Genomic DNA, 13,828 nt, shown 5'->3' with positions numbered 1-13,828 from the left:
ATCATTATCCTTATTTTTCAGGTAGTAATAAATCGGAAATACGCAAAAAAGTTACCCATCAAGACAAAAGCCCTGTATAATGCACGCGTTTTATTTTCTGGATTAGCGTGCGGCTAACAAAAATGATTTTGTGTCGTAGCCGATAAAAGTGCGGTCATTTTTGAGATTATTTTTGCTAGTCGCAAATTGGAAAATAAAACATTGTTATTATTCATTTAAAAAGGAAAACATTGTGAATCCAATTGTTAAACAATTTAAATACGGTCAACATACCGTAACCTTAGAAACCGGCGCCATTGCCCGTCAAGCAACTGCTGCTGTGATGGCCAGCATGGATGATACCACCGTATTCGTTACCGTGGTGGCAAAAAAAGATGTTAAAGAAGGTCAAGATTTCTTTCCGTTAACTGTTAACTATCAAGAGCGTACTTACGCTGCCGGTCGTATCCCGGGCGGTTTCTTCAAGCGTGAAGGTCGTCCGTCTGAAGGCGAAACTTTAATTGCCCGTTTAATCGACCGTCCGATTCGTCCATTATTCCCGGAAGGTTTTTTCAATGAAATCCAAGTGGTTGCTACGGTTGTTTCCGTGAACCCGCAAATCAGCCCGGATTTAGTGGCCATGATTGGTGCTTCTGCTGCGTTAACCTTATCCGGCGTGCCGTTTAATGGCCCGATTGGTGCGGCGCGTGTCGGTTTCATCAACGATCAATTCGTATTAAACCCAACCATCAACGAACAAAAACAAAGCCGTTTGGATTTAGTCGTTGCAGGTACTGACAAAGCCGTATTAATGGTGGAATCCGAAGCGGGTATTCTCACTGAAGAACAAATGTTAGCGGCAGTGGTATTCGGTCATCAGCAACAACAAGTGGTGGTGGAAGCGATTAAAGAATTTGCAAAAGAAGCCGGCAAGCCACGTTGGGATTGGGTTGCACCTGAACCAAATACTGATTTAATCAACAAAGTGAAAGCCATTGCGGAAGCTCGTTTAGGCGACGCATATCGTATTACCGAGAAACAAGCCCGTTATGAGCAAATCGATGCTATTAAAGCGGATGTTATTGCACAGATTAGCGCTGAAGATGAAGAGGTTGCGGAAGGAAAAATTATTGATATTTTCACCGCACTTGAAAGCCAAATCGTGCGTGGACGTATTATCGCAGGTGAGCCGCGTATTGATGGTCGTACCGTGGATACCGTGCGTGCATTAGATATTTGCACCGGCGTATTACCGCGTACTCACGGTTCTGCGATTTTCACCCGTGGTGAAACCCAAGCGTTGGCTGTTGCCACTTTAGGGACTGAACGCGATGCGCAAATCATTGATGAATTAACCGGTGAGCGTTCAGATCACTTCTTATTCCATTATAACTTCCCTCCGTATTCCGTGGGCGAAACCGGTATGATCGGTTCACCAAAACGTCGTGAAATCGGTCACGGTCGTTTAGCAAAACGTGGTGTGGCGGCAGTGATGCCAACTTTAGCGGAATTCCCGTATGTGGTACGTGTGGTATCTGAAATTACCGAATCCAACGGTTCTTCTTCTATGGCTTCCGTGTGCGGTGCTTCCTTAGCTCTAATGGATGCAGGTGTACCGATTAAAGCGGCAGTAGCAGGTATTGCGATGGGCTTGGTGAAAGAAGATGAAAAATTTGTCGTGCTTTCCGATATTCTTGGTGATGAAGACCACTTAGGTGATATGGACTTTAAAGTGGCCGGTACGCGTCAAGGTGTGACCGCACTTCAAATGGACATCAAAATTGAAGGCATCACTGCTGAAATCATGCAAATTGCATTAAATCAAGCGAAAAGCGCGCGTATGCACATTCTTGGTGTTATGGAACAAGCAATCCCGGCACCACGTGCAGATATTTCCGATTTTGCTCCGCGTATTTACACCATGAAAATTGATCCGAAGAAAATCAAAGATGTTATCGGTAAAGGTGGTGCGGTTATTCGTGCATTGACCGAAGAAACCGGTACTTCGATTGATATTGATGACGATGGTACAGTAAAAATCGCTGCGGTTGATAAGAATGCCGTACAAGATGTGATGGCACGTATCGAAGACATCACTGCTGAAGTAGAAGCGGGTGCCATTTACAAAGGTAAAGTGACTCGTTTAGCGGATTTCGGAGCATTCGTATCTATTGTAGGTAATAAAGAGGGCTTGGTTCACATTTCTCAAATAGCAGAAGAGCGTGTGGAAAAAGTCAGTGATTATCTACAAGTAGGGCAAGAAGTGATGGTTAAAGTGGTGGAAATCGATCGTCAAGGTCGTATTCGTTTAACCATGAAAGAACTTGCACCGAAAGAAGAAGCTGTTCAACAATCTTCTGATGATGTTGTAGAACAGGAATAATTTAAATTTTTCAAAATGTTACGGTATGTTATGTGCCGTAACATTTATTTTTCAGCAAGCAATTTTATGCTTTAAGGCTTATAAAGAAATGATGCAACGTAATGGGTTGTTTAATTTCGCGGTTTTCTTAACGATTTTATTTTCGGTCTTTGTGTTATCAGGCTGCGTTAGCTTGAGTGATGCTTTTGTGTCTAAAAATAAAGTTGTGTTAGCCGAGCAAAATCCAAGCCAGCATTTTGAACAGGAAGTGATGATTGTTCGAATTAGCCAAGTATTGCTTGTGGGAAAAATGAGTAATGAAGAACGTGCATCTCTCCATTTCGAACGAGGAGTGCTTTACGATAGTTTGGGGCTTTGGGCTTTAGCGCGTTATGATTTTACTCAAGCACTTGCATTGCAACCCAAAATGGCGGCAGTGTATAACTATCTAGGGCTTTATTTATTACTTGATGAAGACTATGACGGTGCCTTAGAGGCCTTTAATACGGTTTTCAGCCTTGATCCCGACTATGAATATACCTTCCTTAATCGAGCATTAAATTTCTATTATGTGGAGCGATATAACCTGGCCGAACAGGATTTCTTAGCATTTTATCAACGTAATAAATCTGATCCTTATCGTGTCTTATGGCTTTACTTGAATGAATTGAAATTCAAACCGGCCGAAGCGCAAAAAAATTTGGCTCAACGTGCAATTGGGCTTTCTAATGATTATTGGGGTACCTATATTGTCCAGTATTATTTGGGCAAGTTATCAGTACAAGAATTGCAAAATAAAGCACAACATTTTGCGGCGCAGACTTCTACGCAATATGCGGAAATTCTTACTGAAACCTACTTCTATCTAGCAAAACAAAAACTCAATATGGGACAAACGGACGAGGCGGAAACCTTATTTAAATTGTCCATTGCAAATCAGGTGTATAACTTTGTGGAGTATCGTTTTGCGGTGTTTGAGCTGGCAAAATTAGGACAGCAGGCGCAAACGGAATAACGGTTAGTCGATTTAACCGAGCGCGTTGTATAGCGTAAAACGACACATTGTAATTAACCTGAAAGCCTCCATTGAGCTTTCCTTTTATACATTCGAGTATTTTTAATGACTGAAACTAAAATGACTTTCGCGGATTTAGGCTTGCCTGAATTCATCCTTAATGCTGTTTCCGATCTTGGCTTTGAAACACCTTCGCCAATTCAACAAATTTGTATACCGCACTTATTAGAAGGCCGTGATGTACTGGGCATGGCGCAAACCGGTAGTGGGAAAACCGCTGCGTTTTCTTTACCGATTTTGGCAAAAATTGATCCGGCTGAAAAACACCCGCAATTATTGGTGATGGCGCCGACTCGAGAATTGGCAATTCAAGTTGCCGATGCATGCGAACACTTTGTGAAATATGCTAAAGGTATTAACGTCGTCACCCTATATGGCGGCCAACGTTATGACATCCAATTACGTGCGTTAAAACAAGGTGCACAAGTCGTGGTGGGGACACCAGGACGTATTTTGGATCATCTACGCCGTGGAACCTTAAGGCTTGCTGAGCTTAAAGCGATCGTGTTAGACGAAGCGGACGAAATGTTGCGCATGGGCTTTATTGATGATGTAGAAACCGTGATGGCAGAATTACCGGAACATCACCAAACTGCACTTTTCTCTGCCACAATGCCGGAGCCGATTCGTCGAATCACCAAACGCTTTATGAAAGATCCGCAAGAAGTCAAAATTAAAGCGACCCAACAAAGTGCACCGGATATTGCGCAAAGCTGTTGGTATGTCCATGGTTTCCGTAAAAATGACGCTTTATTACGTTTCCTGGAAGTGGAAGATTTCGATGCGGCGATTATTTTCACCCGTACCAAAACCGGCACGTTAGACGTGACCGAATTATTAGAAAAACACGGTTTCCGTGCGGCGGCATTGAATGGCGATATGACTCAACAGTTACGCGAACAAACCTTAGATCGTTTACGTAGTGGCAGTTTAGATATTGTTGTGGCGACAGACGTTGCGGCGCGTGGTATTGATATTGAACGTATTAGCCTTGTGGTGAACTATAATATCCCGCTCGATGCAGAATCTTATGTACACCGTATCGGTCGTACCGGCCGTGCAGGACGTTCTGGTCGTGCGTTATTATTCGTGGAACCGCGTGAGCGTCGTTTGTTGCGTAATGTTGAACACCTGATCAAGAAAAATATTGAAGAGGTGGAATTGCCGAATCATGAAGTCTTACAAGCCTGTCGTCGTAAAAAATTCAAAGATAAAATTACCACGCAGTTGGAACACCATGATTTAGAGCTTTATCGTGAATTGTTGGAAGATATGTTTACTGCCGACCAATCACAAGAAGACATTGCAGCCGCTATGATGATGTTGCTACAAGGCAAACAAAAACTGATTCTTCCGCCGGATCCGGTGGTGGATAAAAAAGCCCGTCGTGATCGTGGCGAGCGCGGTGATCGTCGTGAAAATCCACGTTCGGCAGAACGTCGTGGTGAACGTAAAGGTTATGGCAATCCGCAACCGATGGATTTATATCGCATTGAAGTCGGACGCGGTGACGGTGTGGAAGTACGCCACATTGTCGGTGCCATTGCTAATGAAGGCGATATTAACAGTCGCTACATTGGCCACATTAAACTTTATGACGACTATTCCACTATCGAATTGCCACAAGGCATGCCGAAAGAATTGTTACAACAATTTGGGAAAACCCGTGTGTTGAATAAACAAATGCGTATGTCCTTTATCGGAGAAGCGAAAGGTGACCGCGGCGGTGATAATTTCGGCGCTAAACGCCACGCAGGCCGTTTTGAAGAAAAAGGCTTCAAAGGAGATCGTAAATTTAAAGAAAAATCTCACCGCACTTTTAAAGAGAAACGCGAGTTTAGAAAGTAAGAATGAAGACCGTATCTTAAGTGCGGTCGTTTTTTCAGATGAATTTTACGGCTTATCGTTAGATAAGCCGTTTTTTATGGAAGGTTATAAATCGTTGCCTTTGAGATCGCGGGTGTAAACTTTGCCGAGCACATCCTCAATATCTGTGGTCAGGCGGTTGGCTAAAATTACATCGGATTGTTGCTTAAAGTGATTTAAGTCGCCGATGACTTTGCAATCAAGAAATTCTTGTCCGCTGTATTCCGGTTCATACACAATCACTTCTACGCCTTGCTCTTTAATTCTTTGCATAACGCATTGAATACTGGAGCTGCGGAAATTATCAGAACCGGATTTCATGGTTAAGCGATAAATACCAACAGTGGATGGTTTTCTTTTTAATACTTCACTGGCAATAAAATCTTTTCGAGTATCGTTAGATTGCACGATAGCACTGATTAAGTTTTGTGGAACATTTTTGTAGTTGGCTAACAATTGTTTGGTATCTTTTGGTAAGCAATAGCCACCATAACCAAAAGATGGATTGTTGTAATGTGTCCCAATGTACTGATACCGTTTCAAGTACGGTTAAAAAATTTATTGAATTTGGCGTTGTATTTAAATTTTTAGCTATCTTTTCACAGCCTGATAGTACTCGGTCAATGCATTCGGCTAAGGCTGGCAATAAAGTTTGTGCTTGGGTTAAACGATCACGCAAAATGGCCAGTTCATTATCCGTTGTCCAAATAGGCAACCCCAACTGTTGTGCCACTTTGCTTTTATGTAATTGATTCAATGCCAGTGCAACAGACTCGCCTAAAAAAGCAAGGCGTTTGTTATTTTGGACAAGCAAATTGCCAAGACATTGCCCGTTCACTTTTCGTTGTAGCCAAGTATGTTGTTCGAGTAGTGTGGCTAGTGGCTCAGTAACACTGATATGTGCTTGATCGTTAAAGCCTTCTTGCCAAAGAGCTTGTTGGATGTTAAATGCGCGGGAATCCAATCCTTTGCGACGGTATTTACCGATAATACATTGTTGTTCCAATTCCTCGGTGTTGATAACATAATCTACCATGGCGCGTCGCTGTGGTTTGTAACGTTGTACCTCAGCCGTGATTAACTGCCCTTGATATGCCGGAGGTAAAACCTTCATTAGGCGAGTTTGCATGTGATCCAAATGAGTGAGATCTCCAAGTAGTGGATCGTTTTCAAAAAAGAAGTTTTTTTCTCTAGGGATAAATACGAAGGATCTTTTTCGTTGAGCAAACAACTTACCCGTTGTAATAGTTGCAAGGTATATTCTGCCCATTGTGATGTACGTCCGCGGAACGGTTCTGTTGCTAAGCGTAATAGTGCAGAGGCGACAAAATAGGTTAGACCGCTTAAATCGCCATGGGCGTTTTGTTGATAGTGGTAAAGAAAAGTCTGTACCAATCTATTGGCTTGCCAGCCCGGTAAAAATCCCTCAATAACTTGAAATTCCAGTCTTGCGATGAAAGTAGCTAAATCCATCAACGGATTTCCTGCTGCACAGCGATCCCAATCAAGAAGATGTAATTTGCCCTGATTTTCTACAACTTGATCTAAAGAAAAATCCCCGTGAATTAATTGGAAAACATCTTTTTGGCGCTGTAATCCTTGCACAGTTTGTTCCATTAATTCAGCAAACCATGTGGCTTGTTGAGGCAAAATGGCATTAAACGTCAACAACACGCCTTGCATCGACTGAATTTCATCAGCAATACCATATTTTATCGGTGGTTGATAGCTGCTATGGTGCAGTTGATAGAGCTTATTTGCCAATTGTGCAAGTATGTCATCTGAGGCGATAGCCTGCTCTTCCGGACATAGACTACGCCCCTCTAACCAACAGGTTGCTAAGGTACAATTTGTACCATCTACACCAAGTAGCTGTAATTCATTTTGTGCTATGCCAAATGCGGAGGCACTTAATATTTTTCCGAAATCTTTCGGGTGAATGCAACGTACTACCGCCACGTAACGACTGTTATAACGAACACCTGCTACTAATCGGCGTTCCGGTTTGTAACGTAAGATATTAATATCCACAGCATCACTTTGATTTTTTTCTAAACCGCATAACTGCAGAATTTGCCCGCGTGCTTGTGGATCAACTAACCAACCCAAATAACGGATGCTGCGATCGTGAGCTGGGTGTAACAACATAATGTAGAGATCAAACAAGGCCAACGGTGCATTCGGATTCTTCTCTTGAATTAGCTTTTGACGCTTGGGATTGTTCCAAGATTCGGCAAAGCGTTCAGGCGTTAGGGCTTTGGCAAAATAATATTGCATAGAGCCATCAGCCAGTTGTACCTTTAATGTACAAGCGCAACTATTGGCAGGTTTGTAGCGCAAATATTTAACTTGAATTTTGACCGCACTTTGTAAGCGCGGTAGCTGTTGCAATTTGCTTAACAGCAAGTTGGAATCGAGCAATGCAGCCAAGCCGGGCAATGCCATATCACCGGCAATAATTTGTTTGTCAGCGTGAGTAAGCATATTGTCCATCCTTCTATTCATTCAAATCTAATTTGGGCTATTAACTCAGTTGTAATTTCCACCAATTAGCGTAGTTACCACCCTGTGCCAACAATTGTTGATGGTTGCCTTGTTCTTCAATCGTTCCATTGTTGATGAATAAAATACGATCGGTTTTGGCGGCTAACGCTAAATCATGGGTAATCATTAATGTCGTACGATTTTGCATAAGGTTTTCCAAGGCGCTAATGACATGCGCCTCATTTTCTTAGTCTAAGCCAACAGTTGGTTCATCCAAAATTAATACCGCACTTTTATTCATTGCTGCACGAGCAATAGCAATACGCTGACGCTGTCCACCGGAAAGCGAGCCGCCTCGTTCACTAAGAATGGTGTCGTAGCCTTGTGGTAAGGCTGTAATAAAATCATGTGCGTTAGCTAATTTTGCAGCTTGAATAATTTCTTCATCGGTAATTTTCTCAGCCTGATTAACGGCGCCTAACGCGATGTTTTCACGTACACTTAGACCGAATAACAAATTATCTTGTGGCACGATAGCAATTTGAGAGCGCAAGCTGGCGATGGTGTAATCTTGAATATTTTTACCATCTAGGCAAACGCAGCCTTCTTTAGGTTCATAGAGCCTTAATAAGAGGCTGGTAATAGTTGATTTCCCTGCACCGGAAGGACCGACAATGGCAATTTTTTCGCCCGGTTTGATGAGGAAATCCATGTCCTTTAATACGGCCAAAGGTTCTTCATCTTGCATGTCATAGCTGAATTTGACGTGATCAAAACGAATTTCACCTCTCGCAGAAGTTAATACTTCAGCATTTGGCTTATCGTGAATATCCGGTTGTTCGTCTAATAAATTCACCACGCGTTCCCCGGCTGCCAAAGCTTTTGAATAATCTGCCGGTGTATTTGGCATATTCACGCACAGGACGGAAAGAGTTATTTAAGTAAGACATAAAAATAATCAGATCACCGGTGGACATATCTCCGTGCAAGACGGAATAGGAGCCGTTTAATAAGACTAATGCAGAAATGACGGCGATGATTATATCGACGCGACGCTCTAAACCGGCAGAAAGTCGTTTAGATTGTACGTTTTGTTTACGACTTTCTGCATCATCACCGGCAAAGCTACGCATCGTTTCCTGTTCAAGGGAAAGGGATTGCACAGTCCGAATAGAGGCGATATATTCCGCTGCTTTAGAGGCCATGGAGCCTTCCCGTTTGCGTTGTGCGCGACTGACCTCATGAATTTTACGGCTGGCACGGGTGGTGCTCCACCACATCAGCGGAACAGCCAATAAAGCTAGAGAAGTTAAGCGCCAGTTTAGATATAACATCATGCCGAACATACCCAATAGAATAAAAATATTCGCTAACATTGGCATAAGTGCGGTAATTACGGCTTCCCTTAACATTGCGATATCATTGATTAAGCGCATGGTTAAATCGCCAGTACGGGCTTGAGAGTGGAATCGCAAAGAAAGACGTTGTAAATGCGCAAATAAATCTTTACGCACATGGCTTAAAATATGACTGCCTGCTAAGGCTAATCCGACTGTGCTGATATAGCTAGCTGCTGCCATGAGCAAGGCAATGACAATAACGGCAGCAGCGCAACCCCATAATAAATATGTGGTATTCACAGAAGCTAATAACGTATCAATTAAACCTTGGTGCGCCGGTGCTTGTTGTGCTGCCGCGTGAGATGCCTCATCAGCTGATAATTTGACGCCGTCGAGTAACACATGGTCCACTACAAAAGCTAAGGGGAGTGGTTTAAGCAGACGCATTGCCGTAGAAAGCAATAATGCCACTAACGATCCGATGACAATCATGCGTTCCGGTCGAATATAGTCTCTCAGTCGGTAAGCTACCGACCACCATGCATTTTTACTCATTGATTTTGCTCCGTTAAGTTATGCGTGGGTTTTACATTGTTCTGCAATTTGCAATACACGATCCACCACAGCTAACCAACTGTGTTGTTCTGCCGTCTTATTTGCAGCTAAGGCTGCTGTAGCTCTTCTGTGGCTAATTCGGGTAACGTACGAATTTTGCTCTCTTTTAACTCAGATGGTGGTTCATCACCTAAACGTTGAGCAAATAGAATGACATCCAAGTCGCGTATGTAACATACCTTTAATCACTTCTTGCACATGCACTGAAGTGCCTTTGGTTCCAACTACTGGAATGCTAGGATCCGCACAGATATAAGCTACTCGCATGATTTCTCCTTAATTTGTACCGTTAGTATTTGAATGTTGCGCGATTGCCTGGCGGAAGACCTCTCTCAGCTCTGCAGCATTTTTATCTTCATCATACTCACGCTCAATTAACGCTCGGGCATTTTGTGATAAGGTTTGACACAACACATAGTCAGTTAATAATTTCTCTATGGCGTAAGCGAGGCGTTGCGGGTTTTGTGGTGGTACACATAAACCGGTATTTTCATTTTGTACTAACTCCGGAATCCCTGCGACTTGTGTTGAAATTACAGGCGTACCTAGTGCCATTGATTCAAGCAATACTGTAGGTAAGCCGTCACGATCACCATCTTCACTGATCACGCATGGTGCGACTAACATCTTGGCATTTTGAACTAATTCAATAATTTCAGGTTGTGGCATTGGTCCGACCATGTGAACGCGATCGGCAATATCTAAGGCGTTAATCTTGGCTTCTAATTCCTGTCTTAGAGCTCCGTCACCTACCAAGGTGCAATCAACATTTAATATTGCCACTGCTTCTAACAATACGCTAAAGCCTTTTTTCGGTACTAAATCGGCCCACAGCCAAAATATGTGAGGGTTGTCGAGCACCTGTATGGTAAGGAAATTTGCGTAAATCCATACCATTATAAATTCGCACGGTTTTTTCTGCGTCATTGCCGTATTGCTCACGCAAGTAAGTTAAGTTGTAATCGGAAACGGTAACCGTCATTGCCGCATCACGCATTTTGCGATCAAGTGCGGTAGATTTTTCATATGAAAAATAGATGTCTTTAGCATGCGCGGTAAAGGTATAGCTTATATCAGCAAAAATTGCCGCCTGTCTTGCAACAGTGGTAGCCTGTGTACCGAAATGGGCGTGTAAGTGTTGAATACCTTTATCTAATACTTTTAACGCTAAAATAATACTTTGTCCGATTTCATGTACATCCCCCTGTGCTTGCGCTAATTTTGCAGCAAAATTCGGTAAGCGCTGAAAGCCTTGTTCAAGCAATGCCCAGAAATTTTCCGGATTACGTTGTTTATCCATTAACCGATTAACCGGTGCGCGAACATGTGAAATTCCATCTTGGAAATGAGTTTCCATCACCGGTCCAAGAGCAAAAATATCAATTTGGGTACCAGCGCGTTCATGAGCTAAGATTTCATTTACTACGAAGGTTTCGGAAAACCGCGGATAGCGTTTTAGCACATAGCCGATATACATTGGGGATTGTTCTTTTGGGTTTAATGGTGTGTTCATAATGTCATCCGTTAAAGTATGAGTTTATGTTGTTAAGTTTATTTGAGTAAAATGTGGCGGATTTGGTTGACCACATTATCTAACCCATTGAAATTTAGGGTATCGCGTGCATTGATCGTAGAATTGTTTTTCTGTAACCAATGAGTTAACGCTTGTGGTGTGAGATCGTTAGGGTGCATATAATCTATTACACCCATTTCAGCTAATCGGGAAGCGCGAATCCATTGTTCTTTACGCGGCGTGATACGAGGCACGATTAACGCGCGCTTATTAAATGACAGGATTTCGGTTGTTGTGTTGTAACCACCCATCGAAATTACACGTTCTGCATTTTGTAACAGTTTGAGAGGTTCGGTCACAAAATCCAACACATGAATGTCTGGGCGTTGTTGATTCATAGCATGCAATTCCTCGCATTGTGCTTCAGGCATTAATGCGCCGGTAATTAATAAACCCTGATGATTTTTCGGTAATTCTGCTTGCATAAAGGCTTTGGCTAATTGAAAGCCATCTTGCCCTCCGCCCATAACACAAAGTACATAAGGTTGTTCAATTTCAATGTCGTAGTTATTTGGGCCATGATGTTCTTCTCGGCGTTTTTGATCCAAGTATCCCACGTAATTTAGTTTATCGGCAATGTCGCTAGCTAGATTATATTCTTTAGCGAAATCAAAGAGATTAGGATCACCATAGACCCAAAGAGATGAAAAATATAAACGAATAATTTCTAAATTTTGTAGTTTTTTCCATTGTTGGAGAACTACGGGAGGTTCATCGATAATGTCGCGTAAGCCTAGTACAATATGGGTTCCGCGATTAGTTAAGACGGGTAATATGCTATCTAATTCATTGCGCCGCGCGGCACGTTGTCAACGATAAAAATATCCGGCTCAAAGGCATCGAGTGCAGCATGAATTGTCTGTCGCCTGATTTTGACCAATCGCTGAGTTTCAGTACCTAATGAACGGGGGATATACTCACACTGTGCCGTTTTGAAATAGGTTGGTATAGTAAACGCTATCCGCACCTTTAGGTAATTTGTATGCACCGGATTCGCGCACACCGGATAGTAATAACACTTCTGCATTAGGATAGGCTTGTAGTACTGATTGGGCCAGTAACATATTTCGGCGAATATGACCTAGTCCCATAGTGTCGTGAGAATAGAACGCTATTCTCGGTACTTTTGAGGCAGAATGAGACGCTAATATCTTCTGCATAGCGAGGGGCTCCGGAACAATAAATGATGATTTTGACTGGTTTGTCTGTTTATTAAAATAACTTTGCTATTCAGACAGATGACAATTTATTTAGTTCATAAAATAAATTCTTTTTTATTATTTTTAGGGCAAAAAGTGCGGTCATTTTTTTAACGAATTTAACAAATAAAAAATGAATGGTGACAATTATGCAGTTAGATAAAGTTATTGCACAAAATATCGTGAAAAGAACGATGAGCATTATTAACTGTTCGGTGAATGTCATGGATCATCGTGGCGTGATTATTGCATCAGGCAATCCCGCCCGTTTGAATCAATTACATACCGGTGCAGTGCTCGCGTTGAGACAAAACCGTGTGGTGGAAGTGGATGAAAAATTAGCAGAAAAATGGAATTTTGAAGCGCAACCAGGGATTAATGTGCCGATTCAATATCTTGGGCATAATATCGGCGTTATTGGTGTTTCTGGTGTTCCTGAGCAGGTGAAATCTTATGCGGAATTAGTAAAAATGACTGCTGAATTAATTGTTGAGCAGCATGTTTTATTAGAAAAAGAAAGTTGGAATCGACGTTATAAAGAAGAATTTATTTTGCAGTTGGTAAAAGGCAATTTATCTTTAACAGAGATGGAAGAGCAGGCTAAATTCTTCTCTTTTTCTTTAGCGATTCCGCGCGTAGTGATTATTATTAAATTATTAAAACCGAGTATAGATTCTTTGCAGCAATTAGTCAGTTATTTAGAACAACCTCAATTTGAACAAGAAGTTGCCATTTTATCACTCGATCAAATTATTATTTTGCAGCCTTTCAGCATTTTTTCACAATTTGATAAACAACTTAAAAAATTATTACCGGAACATTATTTACAACAGGATTATAAAATTGCCATTGGGGCACAACTTGAGCGCTCTGTTCACGAACAATTAAAGGTATCTTACCATACTGCGATGGGCACCTTGCACTATGGCTTGAAGCACTATCCGCGTAAAACATTGTATGTCTTTGAACAATATCGCCTGCCAGTATTGCTGGCAGGCATTGCTGATAGTTGGCAGGCAGAGGAGTTATTAAAACCATTAAAAGCCTTATTTCAGCAAGAAAATGCTCAGCTACTTAAAACCTTGCAGTATTATTTTTTGTCAAATTGTGATCTGACTCTCACTGCGCAGAAATTGTTCATGCACCCCAACACGTTGCGTTATCGCTTAGCTAAAATTGAGCAAGTAACCAACTTATCTTTCAATAAGATAGAAGATAAATTAAGTCTCTATTTAAGTACTGTATTAGCTTAGTGGGTTGTATTAATCTACAAAAAATTAAATTTTTTAAAGTGTATTTTTGTATCTTTATCTAAAGTAATTTTCTCCGCAAAGC

13 protein-coding genes are annotated in these 13,828 nt (G+C 41.8%); 4 read left to right on the top strand and 9 right to left on the bottom strand.

Annotated elements, in window-relative coordinates:
- Positions 1–232 precede the first annotated feature (232 nt).
- The 3 genes from pnp (at position 233) to EL144_RS10905 (ending at position 5,264) form a co-directional block, all read left to right on the top strand.
- Positions 233–2,362 carry a polyribonucleotide nucleotidyltransferase gene (gene pnp, locus EL144_RS10915; protein WP_032995329.1) on the top strand — a complete coding sequence of 710 codons (2,130 nt, stop codon included), beginning with the start codon at positions 233–235 and terminating at the stop codon, positions 2,360–2,362.
- A 91-nt stretch (positions 2,363–2,453) separates the two neighbouring features.
- Positions 2,454–3,356, top strand: a complete 903-nt coding sequence (gene nlpI / locus EL144_RS10910) for a lipoprotein NlpI (RefSeq protein WP_050332909.1) — start codon at positions 2,454–2,456, stop codon at positions 3,354–3,356.
- 105 nt (positions 3,357–3,461) lie between these two features.
- Positions 3,462–5,264, top strand: a complete 1,803-nt coding sequence (locus EL144_RS10905; protein ID WP_005704578.1) for a DEAD/DEAH box helicase — start codon at positions 3,462–3,464, stop codon at positions 5,262–5,264.
- A gap of 84 nt (positions 5,265–5,348) precedes the next feature.
- Here the strand turns inward: EL144_RS10905 and EL144_RS10900 are convergent, their stop codons facing one another.
- The 9 genes from EL144_RS10900 to EL144_RS11615 form a co-directional block, all read right to left on the bottom strand.
- Complete coding sequence (locus tag EL144_RS10900) at positions 5,349–5,825, bottom strand: UDP binding domain-containing protein (protein WP_032995330.1); 477 nt, start codon at positions 5,823–5,825, stop codon at positions 5,349–5,351.
- 570 nt (positions 5,826–6,395) lie between these two features.
- Entirely contained in the window at positions 6,396–7,766 is a 1,371-nt protein-coding gene (locus EL144_RS10895; RefSeq protein WP_158004306.1) for a phosphotransferase family protein, read from the bottom strand.
- A 40-nt stretch (positions 7,767–7,806) separates the two neighbouring features.
- Positions 7,807–7,974, bottom strand: a complete 168-nt coding sequence (locus EL144_RS11645; RefSeq protein WP_005704582.1) for an ABC transporter ATP-binding protein/permease — start codon at positions 7,972–7,974, stop codon at positions 7,807–7,809.
- 39 nt (positions 7,975–8,013) lie between these two features.
- Positions 8,014–8,622, bottom strand: coding sequence for an ABC transporter ATP-binding protein (locus EL144_RS11640; RefSeq protein ID WP_005704583.1), 609 nt, complete (start codon positions 8,620–8,622; stop codon positions 8,014–8,016).
- Positions 8,585–9,661 (bottom strand): ABC transporter ATP-binding protein, encoded by a 1,077-nt coding sequence (locus tag EL144_RS11635; RefSeq protein WP_232010622.1) that lies wholly within the window; start codon positions 9,659–9,661, stop codon positions 8,585–8,587. Before EL144_RS11635 ends, EL144_RS11640 begins: the two co-directional genes overlap by 38 nt.
- Positions 9,662–9,997: 336 nt before the next feature.
- Positions 9,998–10,516, bottom strand: coding sequence for a glycosyltransferase family 4 protein (locus tag EL144_RS11630; RefSeq protein WP_005704587.1), 519 nt, complete (start codon positions 10,514–10,516; stop codon positions 9,998–10,000).
- Positions 10,517–10,520: 4 nt separating this feature from the next.
- Entirely contained in the window at positions 10,521–11,234 is a 714-nt protein-coding gene (locus EL144_RS11625; protein WP_005704588.1) for a glycosyltransferase, read from the bottom strand.
- 38 nt (positions 11,235–11,272) lie between these two features.
- Entirely contained in the window at positions 11,273–11,842 is a 570-nt protein-coding gene (locus EL144_RS11620; protein ID WP_232010621.1) for a glycosyltransferase family protein, read from the bottom strand.
- Positions 11,843–12,211: 369 nt separating this feature from the next.
- Complete coding sequence (locus tag EL144_RS11615; protein WP_232010620.1) at positions 12,212–12,454, bottom strand: hypothetical protein; 243 nt, start codon at positions 12,452–12,454, stop codon at positions 12,212–12,214.
- A 188-nt stretch (positions 12,455–12,642) separates the two neighbouring features.
- Here EL144_RS11615 and EL144_RS10870 point away from each other — a divergent pair, with 188 nt between their 5' ends.
- Positions 12,643–13,746 carry a sugar diacid recognition domain-containing protein gene (locus EL144_RS10870; RefSeq protein ID WP_032995331.1) on the top strand — a complete coding sequence of 368 codons (1,104 nt, stop codon included), beginning with the start codon at positions 12,643–12,645 and terminating at the stop codon, positions 13,744–13,746.
- Positions 13,747–13,828 lie beyond the last annotated feature (82 nt).

It is taken from the genome of Aggregatibacter aphrophilus ATCC 33389 (genome assembly GCF_900636915.1).
Taxonomy (GTDB): Bacteria; Pseudomonadota; Gammaproteobacteria; order Enterobacterales; family Pasteurellaceae; genus Aggregatibacter; species Aggregatibacter aphrophilus.
The sequence above is the reverse complement of the archived record's forward strand: the minus strand, read 5'-3'. Positions and strand labels throughout refer to the sequence as shown.